The 16165-nt window shown below is 58.4% G+C and carries 13 protein-coding genes and 1 pseudogene; 6 read left to right on the top strand and 8 right to left on the bottom strand.

From position 1 onward, the window contains the following. Positions 1 to 326: 326 nt before the first annotated feature. Entirely contained in the window at positions 327 to 572 is a 246-nt protein-coding gene (locus ACQY39_RS01105) for a hypothetical protein (RefSeq protein WP_428503064.1), read from the bottom strand. A gap of 54 nt (positions 573 to 626) precedes the next feature. On the opposite strand from ACQY39_RS01105, the gene ACQY39_RS01100 reads away from it, so the two are divergent. Then, on the top strand, positions 627 to 1133 hold the full coding sequence (locus tag ACQY39_RS01100) for a hypothetical protein (protein ID WP_428503063.1): 507 nt from the start codon (positions 627 to 629) through the stop codon (positions 1131 to 1133). Between the two features lie 404 nt (positions 1134 to 1537). Here ACQY39_RS01100 and ACQY39_RS01095 read toward each other — a convergent pair whose 3' ends face one another. Together ACQY39_RS01095 and ACQY39_RS01090 are read right to left on the bottom strand one after the other, a co-directional pair. Continuing rightward, positions 1538 to 3760 (bottom strand): tetratricopeptide repeat protein, encoded by a 2223-nt coding sequence (locus ACQY39_RS01095; protein WP_428503062.1) that lies wholly within the window; start codon positions 3758 to 3760, stop codon positions 1538 to 1540. A 23-nt stretch (positions 3761 to 3783) separates the two neighbouring features. Continuing rightward, a complete protein-coding gene (locus tag ACQY39_RS01090; RefSeq protein WP_428503061.1) occupies positions 3784 to 4734 on the bottom strand; it encodes a hypothetical protein in 951 nt (316 codons plus the stop codon). A gap of 820 nt (positions 4735 to 5554) precedes the next feature. Here ACQY39_RS01090 and ACQY39_RS01085 point away from each other — a divergent pair. Further along, positions 5555 to 5868 (top strand): annotated as a pseudogene (locus tag ACQY39_RS01085) (integrase core domain-containing protein); the annotation flags it as partial. Between the two features lie 177 nt (positions 5869 to 6045). Next, on the top strand, positions 6046 to 6765 hold the full coding sequence (locus ACQY39_RS01080; protein WP_428503060.1) for a DUF3238 domain-containing protein: 720 nt from the start codon (positions 6046 to 6048) through the stop codon (positions 6763 to 6765). Positions 6766 to 7027: 262 nt separating this feature from the next. On the opposite strand, the gene ACQY39_RS01075 is transcribed toward ACQY39_RS01080, so the two are convergent. The 4 genes from ACQY39_RS01075 to ACQY39_RS01060 all read right to left on the bottom strand — a co-directional run bounded on the left by ACQY39_RS01075 (position 7028) and on the right by ACQY39_RS01060 (position 12427). Further along, positions 7028 to 9751 carry a hypothetical protein gene (locus tag ACQY39_RS01075; protein ID WP_428503059.1) on the bottom strand — a complete coding sequence of 908 codons (2724 nt, stop codon included), beginning with the start codon at positions 9749 to 9751 and terminating at the stop codon, positions 7028 to 7030. Between the two features lie 464 nt (positions 9752 to 10215). Continuing rightward, positions 10216 to 11169, bottom strand: a complete 954-nt coding sequence (locus tag ACQY39_RS01070) for a hypothetical protein (protein WP_428503058.1) — start codon at positions 11167 to 11169, stop codon at positions 10216 to 10218. Next, the gene (locus ACQY39_RS01065) at positions 11166 to 11453 is read right to left on the bottom strand and encodes a hypothetical protein (protein WP_428503057.1); all 288 of its coding nucleotides are present in this window, start codon (positions 11451 to 11453) and stop codon (positions 11166 to 11168) included. Before ACQY39_RS01065 ends, ACQY39_RS01070 begins: the two co-directional genes overlap by 4 nt. Positions 11454 to 11572: 119 nt before the next feature. Next, on the bottom strand, positions 11573 to 12427 hold the full coding sequence (locus ACQY39_RS01060) for a S1/P1 nuclease (protein ID WP_428503056.1): 855 nt from the start codon (positions 12425 to 12427) through the stop codon (positions 11573 to 11575). Between the two features lie 1298 nt (positions 12428 to 13725). Between ACQY39_RS01060 and ACQY39_RS01055 the strand changes: the two genes are divergently transcribed. Next, entirely contained in the window at positions 13726 to 14337 is a 612-nt protein-coding gene (locus ACQY39_RS01055; protein ID WP_428503055.1) for a hypothetical protein, read from the top strand. A gap of 188 nt (positions 14338 to 14525) precedes the next feature. Here the strand turns inward: ACQY39_RS01055 and ACQY39_RS01050 are convergent, their stop codons facing one another. Continuing rightward, entirely contained in the window at positions 14526 to 14744 is a 219-nt protein-coding gene (locus tag ACQY39_RS01050; RefSeq protein WP_428510944.1) for a hypothetical protein, read from the bottom strand. A 292-nt stretch (positions 14745 to 15036) separates the two neighbouring features. On the opposite strand from ACQY39_RS01050, the gene ACQY39_RS01045 reads away from it, so the two are divergent. Then, positions 15037 to 15774: a TorF family putative porin gene (locus tag ACQY39_RS01045; RefSeq protein ID WP_428503054.1), complete on the top strand. Its 738-nt coding sequence runs from the start codon at positions 15037 to 15039 to the stop codon at positions 15772 to 15774. Positions 15775 to 15821: 47 nt separating this feature from the next. Then, positions 15822 to 16160, top strand: a complete 339-nt coding sequence (gene glnK, locus ACQY39_RS01040) for a P-II family nitrogen regulator (RefSeq protein ID WP_102769267.1) — start codon at positions 15822 to 15824, stop codon at positions 16158 to 16160. The last annotated feature ends 5 nt before the right edge of the window (positions 16161 to 16165 follow it).

Raw genomic sequence — 16165 nt, 5'->3', positions numbered from 1 at the left:
CGAGTCTACTTGGCCAGATCTGCAGTACCCGACGCATCTCAGGCCCTGGCCGGGCTGCGGGTGACGGCCATGATTCGCTCCCGCGCAGGAAGTCCTCAACCACTTGTTTGCTGGGGCGCCAGGCGCGCGACGGTAATCTCGGCTGGCAGCGCGGTCGCCAGCCCCCCAAAGGTGACGACGCCAGCGTCTTGCTTCGCGACAGGTAGCAAGTACCGGCTTACGACTCGCACGCGAGGCTCCCGAGGTTCTGCCCTCGGAAGGTCTCGGCACGTGAACCGCACCTCAATCGCTCAGTGTGTCGCCTGCCTGTGGGGCCTATCTGCTCGTCACACCGTTCGGTTGATCGGTTTGCGGTCGCGTTGGGATGTCAGGACGCTGCCGTTCATCGAAGACCGTTGATCGCCGAACTGAGACTGCTGAATGTTTAACTTGCTCGCACTAAAACGGACGGCCAGGATGTGATCTTGAACGACTGCGGTATGGCGACGAAGTTCGCTGGCGTACCACCCGCACTCGGCCATGAGCAGTCCGTGGCAACAGGCTGCTTTCAGGTAGGCTAGCGCGATGACCATTGCCGCGCTCCCGCCGGTTGGCCCCCAACCAGAATTCGCTTCGAACACTACCTCGTGCAAGCCTTTCCAACAGCTCTACTGATCGAGCGGCCGCTCATCTACGCGTCGCTCTACGACCTTGCCGCCGTTGTTTTCGGTAGCGAAGGCTTGGCTCGCTTGTCAACGGGTGACGATCATGATGAGTTCGACAAACTGAGGGTGCGCCACGAAATTGCACAGGCAACCAAACTGCTGATCGAGGTCGCTGTCATCCTAAGAAACCTGCTTGACGGTGGAGAATGGCCGCTGGATGTCATTCACGAGATTCGAGTTGATCGTCGACCCGAGACTGAGGTGGGGAGCATTCGCGAGGGACGGAAAGATGAGGTTCCTCTACGGTTCCGTGAGGCATGTAACAAGCTTATCCACGCGAAGAAGATTTCCTTCGGAATGGCTTCATTGCCAGATCGAATGAATTTTCTCAACGGAATGGTCGAGTTGCACGGCGATTGGCAAGGAACCGAGTGGGTTGCCCATTTACGGTTGGCCGACTTTATTCGCATGGCTGTTCGACAGTTATAGCCGGGCGCTCACGCAAACGTCCTTTGGCAGGCCTCCGTTCGCAGCTCAGCTTCAACTCGAACGGCAGCTTTGTGGCGCCACATTAGGTGCAGTCGGCATTCGCACCGGGTCGATCACCGCCACTGCCGAATGGCCGCTGACCTGCATGTGACCTCGCACCCATTTGACGCCGAGATGTCCTGGGGCGACCGGCTGCTTACAGCCTGAAGCGGTCAGCATTTCCGCACTCGGCGCTGGACCGCGTGGTCAAGTTGCCGGACACGCTGCCCTGCGCAACACCTCCGGACAAGGTGCTCATCAGGCGCCAGATTCCGTGCTCAGAAGACGCTGAACATAATCTTGAGGGATCTGCCTGCACGCCGCCCGTCCGTATTGCATTCTTCAAGGAGCCGAGCGAGGTCACATCAAGTTCCGTGTGGGTTGCTTACTCCACGCACCGAAACTTGCGCATGATCGTGTTTCGCGGACACTCGCGATGGAACGGAATTAACTTGCAAATCGAGAGTTTTCTGGAATGAAGCACGCCGCGATCGCATATCCGGCTCCTCATCAAGGCGGCCAAGGGCATCCAACGCATTCGCATACGCGACAGCGCAGTATTGGCTGCTAAGACTATTAGGTCCCAGTGCCGCCTCGTACGCGGTCAACGCGTCGCGTAGGAAGGGTAGGGCCCTCTCGGGGTGTCCGTGCGATTCCAAAAAGCCTCCCAGCAAAAACCGAGCCTCCGCAATCAGTTCGTCTTCCGGATCCCTTAGTGTTTCAAGGATTGCAAGGCCACGAAATAGCAGGCGTTCGGCTACCGCGGGCGGGCTGGCAATCGAAAGGATCTGTAGCGCTCCGGCAAACTCCTCACTGATCGCCCCATACAGTTGGCGCCGGAGTGCCCCGCTGCGACGGAAGCTGCGTCTCGCCTCTTCATTGTTACCAAGCTCCTCCTCAATCAATCCGCGAAGCACGAGTGCCTCACTAAGCTCATATAGGTGATCGGGTGCATTTGACTCCTCCTCAGCCCGTACCATGGCGTCACTGTGACGCCTAGCTTCTTCGAATCGGTCTTGATTCATCAAGACGATCACTAACCTGCCTCGAAGTTCCTGCAGCATTGGATGGGAGCTCGGGAGAAACTTCACTAATTTTTCCAGGGCTCCCGAGTCATCTGTATTCCAGCCCTGAACCAGCATTCGCTCTACGACCACTTCCTGGGATTCCGAGCCCCAATGCAGTTCGAGGATTTTTAATGCCCGTTCCGCTGCAGCCTGTCCTTCCGGATGACGGTCCATGTGGGAGTAGAGACTCTGCAAGTTGCACAGAATCGGCCGGGCCTCCATGGAATGGGGCCCCTGCCAGTCTTCAACGCCATCCAACGCACGGAGATAGAGGGATTCTGCAGATTTGAATCGGTGCCTCCCATGAAGGTAGCTCGCCATTCGGTGTGCCATGGTGACAGTGAACTTATCTGCAAGCTTGTACTCCGCGTGCATTTCTGTGCAGCGCTGTACATGTGGCCGCCAGCTTTCCCACTGAGGCCAAGTCTTGCGCTCTGAGCTTGCCGGAAGGTGCCTTTCGAGACGGCACGCAGCCTCCTGGAGAATCTCTGAAAGCTCCCGCGGAAACATCGACTCCCGAACAACATCCTGAACCAGCCGATGGATGTTGAATGTATTGGACGCTAGCTGCCGCTTCACGAGAGAGAAGCGCAGGAGGGGCTCGATAACATCATCGAGGCTCCTGTCAGAAGTATCGTCGCGCCGACAAAATCCCAGCGGGATTCGGTCCGCGGCGATGACCGAGCACAGCTTGAGCAGCCGAACTGAGGCCGGTGCCTGAACCGATAGATGCTCGAAGCTCACAATCCAGGTTGTCGCCAGCGAGGCAGCATACTCCCCAAGACTTGGCGGGCGCTGCTCTAGCCATCGCACACCATGTCGACGAAACGCAATCATGTATTCGACGATAGAACCGCGGGTATCTCTTAGGTAGGCAGCGGCTTGCTCTAAGGCGAGCGGAAGGCCATCGAGCGCTATGCACAACTCTTCAAGTGCATTTGTCTCGGCTGGAACTATGCGAGTAACCCCCAGTCGTCGACGCATGAATTTTTTGGAATCTCGCAGACTGAGCTTCTCCAAATCGATCGCCTGCGTCGCTCCGGCTTCGTCCAGATGTAGACGCCTGGAGGTCATTAGGAGATGGCCTTTCTGTCCGTGGGGGAGTAGTCGCCGCACGCTGCCCGCATCTACAACGTTGTCGGCAACAAGCAGCCACTTCCGCCGCTTGGCTGTCTCGCGGTGAAGCGCCAACAACACCGCTGGCTCGTCATCAACTGGAATGGATCCTCCCAGCGCAAGTGTCAACGTTGCAAGGTCGCTGAAAAGGAGGTCGGGTGTCTCCGCCCGTACCCAAGCCACCAACTCGTATTCCTCGGCCGCGGAGAGAGCAAACTCAAGCGCGAGCTGAGTCTTTCCCATGCCGCCAAGGCCAACAATCGCGACGGTACTACCCTTTGCGAACGCCTTCTTTAATCGGGTCAGTTCGTTAGCACGACCCGTAAAAGAAGCGTTACGCGCCAGGGGTATTAGGAGTCGGGCGCGTTCGTCTACTTGGCCACCCCTGACATCCGGGGCCGTCACCGCTGGGGCTGCGGGAGGCCCTACTAAGGGTTTGGAAGTTGTTCCCGGAAGTCAATATCGCCCGCGCTCAGAATCGCAACAGTCACAGCTGCCGCGCTGTCGCACGCGTACTGCGTCCATTCAGCGCTTCGCTTGAAGCCGACAATGTCGCTGAGCCCTCGAACTGCGAGCACCGGATATGACTGCCGCCCTGCGCTGCGCGCGGCCGCATATACACCGGCCAACTCGGTTTCTACATTGATCACCTGCCGTGCCGACTCTTGCCACTTGGAAAGAAGTTCGGTGTCCTTCAGCACGAGATTCCCGTTCGCACAAGAACCGACGTACAAGCGAACGCCATCCGTCCGGTGCCCTTCTGGAAAGCGTGCAGCCAAAGAGGCGACGACCTTCTGCCGATGTGAATCGGAACCGTACGTCGCCGCAAACAGCCCAACATGATCCATTGGCACAGTCGGGTGCGATGACTGAAGACCGTCCTGAACGAGGCCTGCCAATTCCAGCAGACGTTTTCCATTGCGGCCAAATGGCTTCGTCTGTAAGAAGCGTTCAACGCGCGGGTGCATCGGACCGCCCATGGTCTCGTGAGTGACGTTGCCTTGAGCGCTCGCGCCAAACGAGAAATCATGCAAAGCCGAAGTCAACACCACATCGCCTAGGCTGAACTCCGCGTCAGGAACACCGCCGGCAATTCCGGTAATGATGAGCCAGGCCGGATCCAGATCGGCGATGACGTTGTTGGCCACTGCCTGCGCACTCAAGTTCCCTTGTGTGGTGCAGCGCGTCAACGCGACACGGATCTCACCAAAAGTACCGTTTGGGAGAAGCGCCGTTTCATAGCTGTTCTTCCCTCCCTCGACTGCCCGAGGATCAGGCAATCGCTTCTCTAGTGCTTCGTATTCGTCAGGACGAATCGTGATCACGACGGCATGAACACTGCCACGAATTTGTTCAACTTGGATCGCTTCTTTGCGCAACGCCTGCCCCCTAGGAGTAGATAGTGACCAAAGCTGCCTAATCGGCAAACGCCATGCACACGGAGGCCACCAAATCGCTGCCGGACTCGAAATCGACTTCGAGTCACCGCATCTATCTAAGAACTCTGCGCCGATGCGAGACTACGCTACCGACCATGCAAGACCATTGTGCCAGCGCCCAACAGACCTGGTGCGTATTCCAGTGGACATGAGCATCCAGCGCGGCACGATGGGCACGCGACCCAGTGTTCATGAGCACCAGCGGCTGAGGCGCGGGAGCGGCAGCAACGCAGCGGTTGCTGACGGTCGCTGTCGGCGCCCGTATGCCAGCAGTGTGCCCATAGCGGTAATCCGCTTGAGGTTCTTAAGCCCCGGTCCTCGGCCTTGAGCAGTTATTCCCCAGCGTCGGCTTTGAGGAAGGCCAACGCCTTCAAACGAAGCTCATCGAGTCAACCGGGCTCTTGCACGAGTCGCAGCATGATCCTGGCGGACATGCAGCTTCAATTCTGCTCAGCCTGACCGGCTCAGGCTTCTGTTTGGAAGTGCGAGGTCTCGATCCATAACAATTGACAGCCTAGCTACCGTTGACCGGTAGGACCTGATCACACACGGCCGCAAGATGTGCACTTTAGCGGTCACTGTTATTGGCCACCGGGAATATTGATGAGAAGGTGGGCCGCCTCGTGGTCAAGTGAGGCTGGGCCGGATGGTCAGCATGGACCGTCGATGTGTAATCGAATCAGTGGTCGCTCCGGTCAATGAGGGGCAGTGCCTGCGCGACAGGTTTCGACAGGCTGACCTGCTCCCTCCGTGCCGTAACGGGCCGGAGTTCACTTGCCGGGCCTTCATCGCTTGGGCGCAGTCTCACGGCGTACAGCACATCTTGATCCAGCCCGAGCGGCCCATGCAGAACGGCTACATCGAGAGCTTCAACGGCAAGTTCCGCGACGAGTGCTTGAACGAGCATTGGTTCGAGACGCTGGCGCAAGCACGCACGGCGATTGCTGCTTGGCGCCAGGACTACAACGAGGTGCGGCCGCACACCAGCTTGGGACGAATCCTCCAGCCGAGTTCGCACGAAACCATCGCACAAAGAACCTTCCGCCACCGGCTACAAGCAAAGAGATCAAGTAACCTTCAACCCGGACTTCCGCCATGCGACTGGTACTGCGGGAGGGGGCAGGTCACGTCGGCCTGCCTGACATCCTTATAGTTGTTGAGGGCCGGATCCGCGACGAAGCCGATTGCCATACACCTTGGTCATGGTTACTGTATGGCTCCATACCGCTTGAGCGCTAATTGGAGAGTCCTGTGGATCGACAAGCCCTGACCCCGGTCATCGGATCGCTGCTGTTCGGCCTCCTTCTCGGCAGCGGAGTCGACGTACGCGCACAGGACACTGTTCGCTTTGTCGTTCGCGCGTTCATACCGAAGTCGCATCCGACTTCTCCAGGAGCTATCAAGGCAGTGCCTGGCCAATCCGGCATGTTCATGGTCCCTGACGTGCTGCCGACGGGCCAGTGCTTCGACACCGACCACCGTGAGTTTTCAGCCGACCCCGCGGCGTCTTCGCGCCTTTCCTCGGCGGTGAAGCTGATCTCAGGCGCATCTCCAACCGCAAGCGTCATCCACGCCGCGGGAAGGACCGTCCGGCGCAAGTGCGCAACCGGGGGTGATGAGACGGCCGCCACGGCGCAGACGACGGCGTGCCATATGGGGCAGCCGGCAGCGGCCGGCAACCTGATCCAGATTGTTGTCGGTTGCAGCGCCGGAAACCCACTCGTTCTTGGCGCCCCGAAGATCGACTACGGTGGCACGATCACCTACGACATGGCTGCAAAGACTTTGGCGTTTCAGGCCACGGTCGGAAACTTCCCATCTTTTGAGGCCTATGCGTCGTTGAACGGTGGACCGTTCAAGAAGATTTTCGCTATCGATCCCGCGCCTGGCAGCACTCCATGGGCGCTTTTCGACGCTGGCCTAGGGTTTGGGTCTCGGCCACTGTCTGCCCAACCCGTGAAGCTGAACTGATCGCGCCAGCCGCGAACTGGTTTGCCGTTGCGGTCGCCCAGAACATCGCAGATGATGCCCTCGACTCTGAAGCCACTGGCGCCGGTTTCTAAGAATCCCGGGGGGATTCACATCAAGCTATCGAACAGGGCTTTCGGGCGAAGTGATGGCATGCAAGGCGTTGTCGGACTTAAGGAACGGTGTCGTCTACGGCATTCCATGAATTGAACGACACCAACGTTCTTCATGACTACGGCGGATGCGAACGAGCAGGCAACTCGAGTCAGTAGTCCTTGATCATGGCGCTTAGCGCATCGCTAGCGGCAGTGAAGCCGAGGGACAATCTTGGACCGCTTGTAGACGCTTCGACGAAGAACTTCTCCAGGAGTTGTGTCAGCTGCTGATACCTTGCGCGTGACAACGCAGCGAGATCAGCAGAACCAGACTGAGGAGCGTTGGGCTGGTTGCTTGCCCAAGTTCGCATGACATCCCAGTTGAAGAGCTGGTAGTTGCTGTTGCCGTTCAGCATGCTTTGCAACAAGTCGCATTGGGCATAAGCGGTCTCATGACCGGTCTGCAGAACAGCCTTCAGAAGCAGGGCAGCGTTCCAAGCTTCGTCAAGGCGCTGAAGCTTTTCCTTGGCTTCACCCCAATCCATCTTGTCATCGAGCAAAGTTCGAGCGACCAATATATCGACGGCACCGATAGAGCTTAGGCACTTCTTTTGATGGGCAATCAATTTGTCCTGCTGATTGGCAATGAGGGATTTGATGTTGCCAGCAACGATGTCTGCATGGCCCGTGGACCCGGCGCTCCCGTTCGTCTTTGACAAGAAGCCGACAACGTCTTGAGCTGCAAGCAGAGCATCAAGGGTCGCATAGTCACATCCGTCAAACAGTAGCCGCGTGTCAGGCAACCTCACAAAATCGACGACAACGTCACCGTCCATCAAGATTCGAGCGTCAAAGACACCGATGTAACGAGTCCCGCCCTGATCCTTTACGGAGTAGGAGCCGGCGTCACGAAGCTGAACCTCAGAAGGAGCACCAGAAACTTGCGTGAATAGGAGCTTCAGCGGTTCTGTGTCTGCATTGGCAAAAAGCACATAGTCAACATTGGTGGGAGTCTCGCTGTTGCGAAACATCATTGGCTGAATAATTTGGTAGGGGGACGCAGCAGCCTTGATCTGCTTGATCAACTGATCGGTACATTGAGTCCGAAGTTGTTCAAGGCCGGAGAGAAATGCCTCCAATTCCATTGAATAGATCTTCGTCAACTCAATGGCCGTTTCAGGACGACGAAGGTCATCGAGGAACCGAGCATGATCGAGGCAAACACCGCGTACGACGCTGAATGCAGAACTGACAGCCTTCTGGTCCTTGATGGCCATGAAGGTGTCACGCCCCAGGAGCCCGTACAGCAAGGTCAGTCCAGACACTGCGCCAACCAGCATAGGCTCATTGCTCGGACTTCCTGCCAGAGCAATGGCGCGCGATTCAAGCATGGCCTTGAGCACCAACATGCAGCGCCAGCGATCCTCATTCACGACATGAATGGGGGCGTTGTCAGCGTAGCGCCCAAAAACCTTGCGAAGGTTGCTGGCGTTGACGGTGTCAGGCCCAGCCTTGATCTGGCCGCGGTCGCTGGCAGCGTCGCCAGCGACATCAGAATAGAAGGAGATGCACCCTGAGAGACCAGGACCGCGCAGTACAGGTCGGCCATCAGCAGCGTCTTCATTGGCTTCACTTCGGCACTTGCGACCTTCACCCTCCTGGATTTCTTGGATGATGTCGAGAGCACGGTCTTCTTGCCACAAGAGCATGACGTCAAGCGTGTCTTGCATCTTGGAAACCGCCAACTGAATGGTCCCAAGCCGAAGGTTGGCAGCTCTGACGGCTTCGAGGATCTCTCCAAGAGTGACCGTCATCTTCTCAAGGCGTTCGTTCACCTTGCCAAACTCCGCAAGCATTCGCTGTTGGAGATTTGCAATGGCGGTCATTACTTGTTCGTGCTGCTGGGCGCCGACATCCTGGCCTCCTGCGCCACCAAACGCGCCAAGCCCACCGAGGCCGCCGGCCATACCGGCAATTGCGAGCGCGGCACCCATGCCACCAGCAGGATTGATCAGCAACATGGCGCATTGCTGAATCTGGGCAGCAGACTGCAGATAGCCGCTGGCCTTGGCAACGGCTTCGGAGGCTTCATCGTTGCCCAGTGCAGCAAGCAATCCAGAAGCAGAAGTTGCAGCCGCGTTGATGGACTTAAAGCTGTCAGATGGACTTGCGGAGGACCATTTGAAGTTCTGAACTGCGGTCGCGAGACTCTGAGCTTGCTGCACGGCTGCGACAGCCGTTGTAACCTGCTGAGCAACAGCAGAGCCAGCAACAGCGTCGATCAAGGGGCCCATGATCAGCTTGGCATCTGCCGCTGAGCCTGGCAGGGAGATGGATCCGTCGATAAGGCCAGTCAAGGCATCCTTACCTTTGCCAAGGCCTTTTAACGCGGCTTTAAGGTCGACAGGATGATCAGTAAGTTTGCCCAATGCAGCAAACGCAGTTCGCACGATGACATCGGCATCAGTTGCAGATCCAGCCTTTGCTAGTCCGCGAGCAAGGCGCCAGGCTACAGCTTTTGGATCGCAGTTATTGAGCGCTTGTAATTGCCCAATGTCGATGCTGTTGATGTCTGGAAAGGAAACAGATCGAAAGCCATCGAGAGTAGCGACCAAACGCCGAGCGGCGACCTCACCTCGGCACAACTCATCGAGCCCGTACTTGACAGAATCTTCGCTAAGCAGAATAGCTTGCAGTTCGGAATGAGACTTGGCGTTGTTGAGCCGGCGGGCCAACTCACCGAAACACTTCTGAATATCGTCAACATCTTTACCAGAGGTCTGAATCGCTCGAACTGCTGCACTCACCAGAATTGGAGAGAGGGCAGACTCTGCTGAACCCATCGCTGCGGTCGCAGCAAGGATCTGCTCAATACGTGCATGGTCAATCGCCATGTTTGTCTCCTTAGACAAAGCATCTAATGCCAAGAAACTGACGGTACTTGAATTGGCTGCAGGCCGAACCATTCATTCTGATAAATCGCGCCTCTCGAACTAGACCAGCGAAGTATTGTTCGCCGGCGGCCGGACCGGTCTTCCGGTTCGGCCTGAGCTCCGAAGCTCATCAAGTGCCTGGTCTCGCGTGCACAGCCGTCATGCAGACTGCATAACATCAAATGTCGGCTTACTTATGCACCGTTTACTCAGAACGTCTGGGGCGAATGACTCTGACCTGCCTTCAGCAGCCGTCCGGACAGTTGAGGACCAGCGAACCTCGCCTCACCTTCCGGTAGCCTGACGGCAAAGTCATAGACAAATGGGGGCTGGGCTGCCACTAGGTCGGCCAGCTCGCCCACAAAGTCATAGACAAACACTCGCCGCGGTGCGGTCGCAACTGGCCCCCTGGGGAACTCGCCGCTTCAATACTTGATGGTCAACGAGAGCTTCGTGACATCTGAATCTTCGCGACCCGTCAGAAGATCGGCACCCTTGGTACGTTCAAGGCTCAGCGCCGGGACCACACCGCTGCCGTCCAGCTGGCTGAAGGTCATCTGCGCCTTCGCTCCCCAGAGATTGCGGTTCTCCCTGGCGCGCGCACCGGATGCGCTGAAGTCTTGCTGCCGCTGACCCCAGACGGCAAAGCTGGGCACAAATCCTAGGCCTGTTTTGTTGACCTTGGTCACAGAAGGATCCAACCCCAAGGGCGCGATGTCGAAGCGAGCCATGGCTTCTACGCCGGTGATGCGCCCTGAGGCGCTCGTGACGCCGCCCGACACTCGATCCAGGTAGAGCTTGGCGCTCGCCGTGAAAAACATGAAGGCCTGTTGCTTCAGATTGCTGGGATCAAGCTGCCCCGCCGAAGGTGCGTAGACAAACTGACCGCCAGCCGTGACGCGACGAGAATCTTTGTCGTAGTAGGCTTTCTTGCCGGCCACATCCTCGGTGGTCAGCTTCCTACCGCCCTTGGCTTCGACGCTCCAACTCCAGGATTTGCGTGCGCCGTCTGCTGGCCCATCATCGAACCAAAGACCAGCGACGCTGAGCATGAGGCCGCGGTCATTGTTTGGCTTGGCAGCGTCGCTGTTTCGATGAACATAGACGCCTGGCCCCCAAGACACGCGAGAGAACCCACCTGTGACTTTGCGGTCCTCAATGCGTTCAAGCTTGAACACCGCATCGGCGATGGCTGACGCTTTGCCATCCACCGACTTGTAGGCAAACGTGGCGCCGTCTTCCCATGGCTTCTGCGCGGGCGCCTCGTCCGCGAGCAGTGACGGCTTCCACTCGGGCTTCTCCTTTGCCGTCTCAGCGCACCAAGCGCCCGTGCTCTGGAGCAAGACAGCGGCAACTACAACGTACGAGCGACGCATCATGTGGTCGCCTTCGCAGCTGCCAGGACATCCGCCGCAGTCTTGCACTTCGACGCCGCCGCTGGATCAATCTTCGAGCGGTCTAGGAGGGCAAGGCCAGCGTTCAACACGCTCCACATCATCGCCTGGCCCTGCTTGTCCATCAGCAGTTGTGCAAACGTCAGTTTGGCGATCTTGTCGATCGAGTTGCTCGTTGGATACAACGCCAGGTCGTAGTTCGAGCCCTTGTCAATCGCATAGAACACAACGTCTTCAATGCTGGTCAGCCATGGAGGGATATCGGGCATTTGTCAGTACCTCAGATCAGGTTGGTCGAGGAAGTGGAGACTCGCCCGCCCTTGCTGGAGAGGGGCAAGTAGAGGGAGCGTTCTGCGGTCGAACTCAGCCGAACTGGCTGGCGCGTCAGCTACTTCGCGAACGCACGATTCAGGATGTAGGCGATGCGAGCGCCTGCTTTGGCCAACTGCTCCGGCACGATGCCGATGGCTTGGCTGACGTACTCGTCATCCAGCATCAGCCTCTGGTTGCCAAAGTCTTCGCTGGTGCATGCGAACCCAGGCAGCTTCCCGTATGCGAAGGTGCTGGAATAGTCGTAGGTTTCCTTGAGCCACTTGGCCGTTGACCCACGCTGCCATCCTCCGAAGTCGCTGCTGAAACGATTGACGAGATCCTGAGCGATCACGCGCTCGTCCGTCGTGGTGAACGTGGCCTTCACGAAGTCCGTATCCCAGGCCGAATGCAGGTTCGTCGTGCGCTTCTGCCCACTCGGCAACGTGAATTGCACCTTGATGTCGTTGCCACCACGGTCGTCATGATCCGAACCGTGCAGAGGCTGATGGACATCGCCGATCAGGTGGACCAGCGTATAGACGGCAAAGCGCTTCTCGTCATCTGTAGCGTGCTGGTCGATGAGGGCGCGATAGTGGCGCGTGATTTGGGTCGACGCACAGTTGCCGTTGGGACAGTATTCGGCCTTGGCAGCCTTCGCGTCACAGACTGGCCGATCGTCGTAGTGCCATTCGCGCGAGCCAGGGATCTTCTTCTCAAGCGCCAGCTTGTTCACGTCGAGATAGACGGCGGCGGCGGCAAAATCTGCATTTCCCGTCAGCGCCTTGATGCCGGCGTTAGCCTCCGGCGTCAGCAACCGCTGAGCAATCAGCCCCGTGATGCGATGCCCCTGCGCACCCCATGCCAGCGCCGAACTACCGAACAGCGCCATGCAGGTTGCTACCAGCGCGGCACGAACTTGATCTGTACGCATGTGAACTCTCCATGGAATTGTGTTCAGTTTCGGCGGGCTGCGTCGGCGCCACATCATCAAAATGGGTCAGATCGCGATGTCGTTCGAGCGCCTCGAATAACGTTCCGGCGGAAGCTGTTGAGCACGCTGGCTTCCGATGAGTCTCGATTTGGTACGCGCTTCTTTCATCAGCGAGACTGATTGGTCTCAACCGCCGCTGGCACACAGCTCTAGACCCTCGTGCGGTGACTGTCCGCAGACTCAGCGATGACCTGGAACGGTCCCATCCAGCGCATGTACGGCACCGGCCGGCGAAGAGAGGCTCGATAGGTTGCCGCATCCTCTGCGAACAGCGCTGACAGGGGCTTGCCGGGCTCGACAATGGCCCACAACAGAGGCCGTTCGGCCTCTTTGCGCCTGACTCAGACTCTCCTCAAGGACTGGCAGCCAGACGACGAATCGCCGGCCGAGGCGCTCATCCGGTCCTGGCTATGAATGTCCGTTTGGGGCACGCGCCTACCTCGCAAGCGGCAAGTACGAATGGCTGCTACCGCTGCACACCGGACTGTCGCCTGCGGGATGCCGCGTTTGGGACGCTCAACAGCTGTGGTTTCGGATCGGACAATGGCGGCGGCGAGGTACTGATTGCGGCCGAGCGGTGCAATTGCGGGACTTCACCGCAATTTCCCGCAATTCGATGCCGCTGCACAGCAAGGCGCTTGCTAGCGCGGGCGACTTGGGTGAATTCTCTGCAGCGCAGCCATGGCAGATGTGTAGGTGGAAGGGCGGGCGCTACCTTTCATCATGATGCGCATGTGAAGCGCCGTATTGAGGTAAGGCATCCGAAGCCAACAGTGCCGATTAAATGAAAAGCTCGAAGCTGCCCTGGCTGTATTGCGATCCGTATTCCTGCTGGCTTGATCGATAAGGTTGCATCAAACGACCGACTGGCACATCCGGATCCAGCCGTGTACATGACGCGATGAATGACCAGCCAAAACAGGATCTAGTTTTGCTTGCCCAAATGGAGATGGGCTAGGCAGGGGCTTGGACGGGGTGAACGGTCTTTTTTCAAAGTTCTGGCCCTCCAGGGCACAGGCGGACGGTCTTTATTAATCTAGATCATCGTGTGATCATCTATGACAAGCTTTCAAGAATGGCCTGAACCTAGTTCAGAAGGGCCAGAGACGGTGAAGGCTGCGTATTTCAAGGACGGTCAAGTTATCGGCCGGATGCTTGCCCTTTAGCAGACCTGGCCGCCCCACCCGAGGCACATTGGGATGAGACACTTCGAGCTCAATCTAACGAAGGGGACGACGATGGCCTTCAGCAGCATGATGACCGACACGATCGAGGTGCTCAAGAAGAACGGTGAAGTCAGGTCAGGCATAAAGGCAAGCGTGCAGAGAGGCGGGATCTACATCGTCGGCGTCCCCGATGGCCTTCTCATTGAGCCCGATGATCTGGTGCGCCGACGGATGTCGAATGGCGCAGAGGAAACGTTTCAGGTTGTGGATCCTGGCTTCCACGAGAAGTTTGGTGGCATCCCCGCCTCTTACCAGATGAAGGTTCGCAAGCTTGGGCTGCCCGAAGCAGAACGTGCCGTTCAGAACCTGACGGTGAACGTGACGGGCCACAGCGCCAGGTTCAACTATCAGTCAACCGATCACTCAACAAACGTCGTGACCGTCAATGCCTCGGTTGTGAACCATCTACAGAGTCTTCGTACGGAAATCCAAAGAGCAGCCCTGAGCTCTGACGACAAGGACGCGGCGCTCGAGGTGGTCGACGCGATAGAGGAGCAAATCGCTTCGGGAAAGCCGAAAAAATCGGTTGTCACAGCTCTTCTAGCGTCCCTCCCTGCAGTCGAATCAATCACCAACATCGGCAAGAACATCTACGACGCGATCCAAGCGGCCGGACAGATGTAACCGCGGAGGTCACATGGCTGCTCCCCGCGGCCTGCTCGTCCTCGTGATGTCAGCCCTTCGCTAGCTTCATCCCGTATGAAAAACTGCAGCAGCGCAATGCGGCAGGATAGAGCGTTGTGGGGCGCGGGCTTGGGGCATTGTTTGAAACCGGAAAAACAATTGCCAGTGATCCTGCCAGATCACTAATTTCAGGGCGTTTTTCGGCGAAAAATGACTCGTAAGTCATTGATTAATAACGAGTCAAAGCTCGCGATCAATTGTCGCGCACAGCGCGACTCCTTGACCTCCGTCTCCGCCAGGCCGACCAGGGTGAAGGAGGGCAGGCCATTGGCCAGATGCACCTCGACACGGACCGGCTCGGCCGCCAGGCCATCCAGTGCGCGGCTGTGAACGATTGCCAGAGACATGGTGCGCTTGTGCTCCCCTGCAGGCCAGGCCCTGGGCTGATTGTGCCCGGCTGCTGCGCCTTTCAGGCACACAAAGCGTGCTCCGCACCAATCGGGTGCGCCGAGCTCGGGCGGCGCCCGGCCTGGGCAGGCCAAGTTGGTGCGCCAGTTGCGGGTTTCGCTCTAGACCGGGAGGCCTTGAGCGCGAAGCGCTGCGGCGCAAAGCTGGCACGGAAGCTGCACTGCATACCGCCAAGTGCTCGCATTTCTCCGCTTTTCTCTTCCACCTTTTGTTGACATCCAGGAGTTCCGCATGAAGACATCGTTCGCCAAAGCTGCTGCCCTCACTCTCGCGCTCGGCGCTGTGCTGCCCCTGGCCGCCCAGGCCGAGGAAGCCGCCAGCCCGCTGAGCTTCAATGCCAGCGTGACCACGGACTACCGCTATCGCGGCATCTCGCAGAGCCGCGTCAAGCCGGCCTTGCAAGCCGGTGCGGACTACGCGGCAGCCAACGGTTTCTACATCGGCACCTGGGCTTCGACCATCAAGTGGATCAAGGATGCGCCTTACAACGGCGGCGCTTCGCTGGAGCTGGATGTCTACGCCGGCTACAAGACCGAAATCGCCGCGGGCCTGACGCTGGATGTCGGCGTGCTGGGATACATCTACCCCAGCAATGATCTGAACCCGAGTGCCAACACCACCGAGGTCTACGGCGCGCTGAGCTACGGCGTCTTCACCGCCAAGTACTCGCACAGCACGACCAATCTGTTCGGCACGGCCGACAGCAAGGGCAGCGGCTACCTCGACCTGAGCGCCACCCTGGACCTGGGCGACGGCTTCACCTTGGTGCCGCATCTGGGCCGCCAGAACGTCAAGCACAACTCGGCCGCGTCCTACACCGACTACTCGCTCACCCTGAGCAAGGAGTACGCGGGCATCGCCTTCGGCGCGGCGCTGGTCGGCACCAACACCGACGCCTACGTCGGCGGCCCCTCGGCCAAGAACCTCGGCAAGAGCGGCTTCGTGCTCTCGGCCAAGAAGTCCTTCTGAACTGAACGATCGCTCGTCTGATCGAAACCAAGACCCCGGAGACCCTCATGAAACTCATCACCGCCATCATCAAACCCTTCAAGCTCGACGAAGTGCGTGAAGCCCTCAGCGCCATTGGCGTGCAGGGCCTGACCGTCACCGAGGTCAAGGGCTTCGGACGCCAGAAAGGCCATACCGAGCTCTACCGCGGCGCCGAGTATGTGGTGGACTTTCTGCCCAAGGTGAAGGTCGAAGCCGCTGTGGCCGACGCCGTGGTGGAGCAGGTGATCGAGGCCATCGAGGGCGCCGCCCGCACCGGCAAGATCGGTGACGGCAAGATTTTTGTCTCTCCGTTGGACCAGGTGGTGCGCATCCGCACCGGCGAAACCGGTCAGGACGCGCTCTGAACACG

The sequence above is a fragment of the Roseateles sp. genome (genome assembly GCF_965262435.1).
Lineage (GTDB): Bacteria > Pseudomonadota > Gammaproteobacteria > Burkholderiales > Burkholderiaceae_C > Paucibacter_A.
Note: the sequence above shows the minus strand (reverse complement) of the source record. Positions and strands in the feature narration are given on the sequence as shown.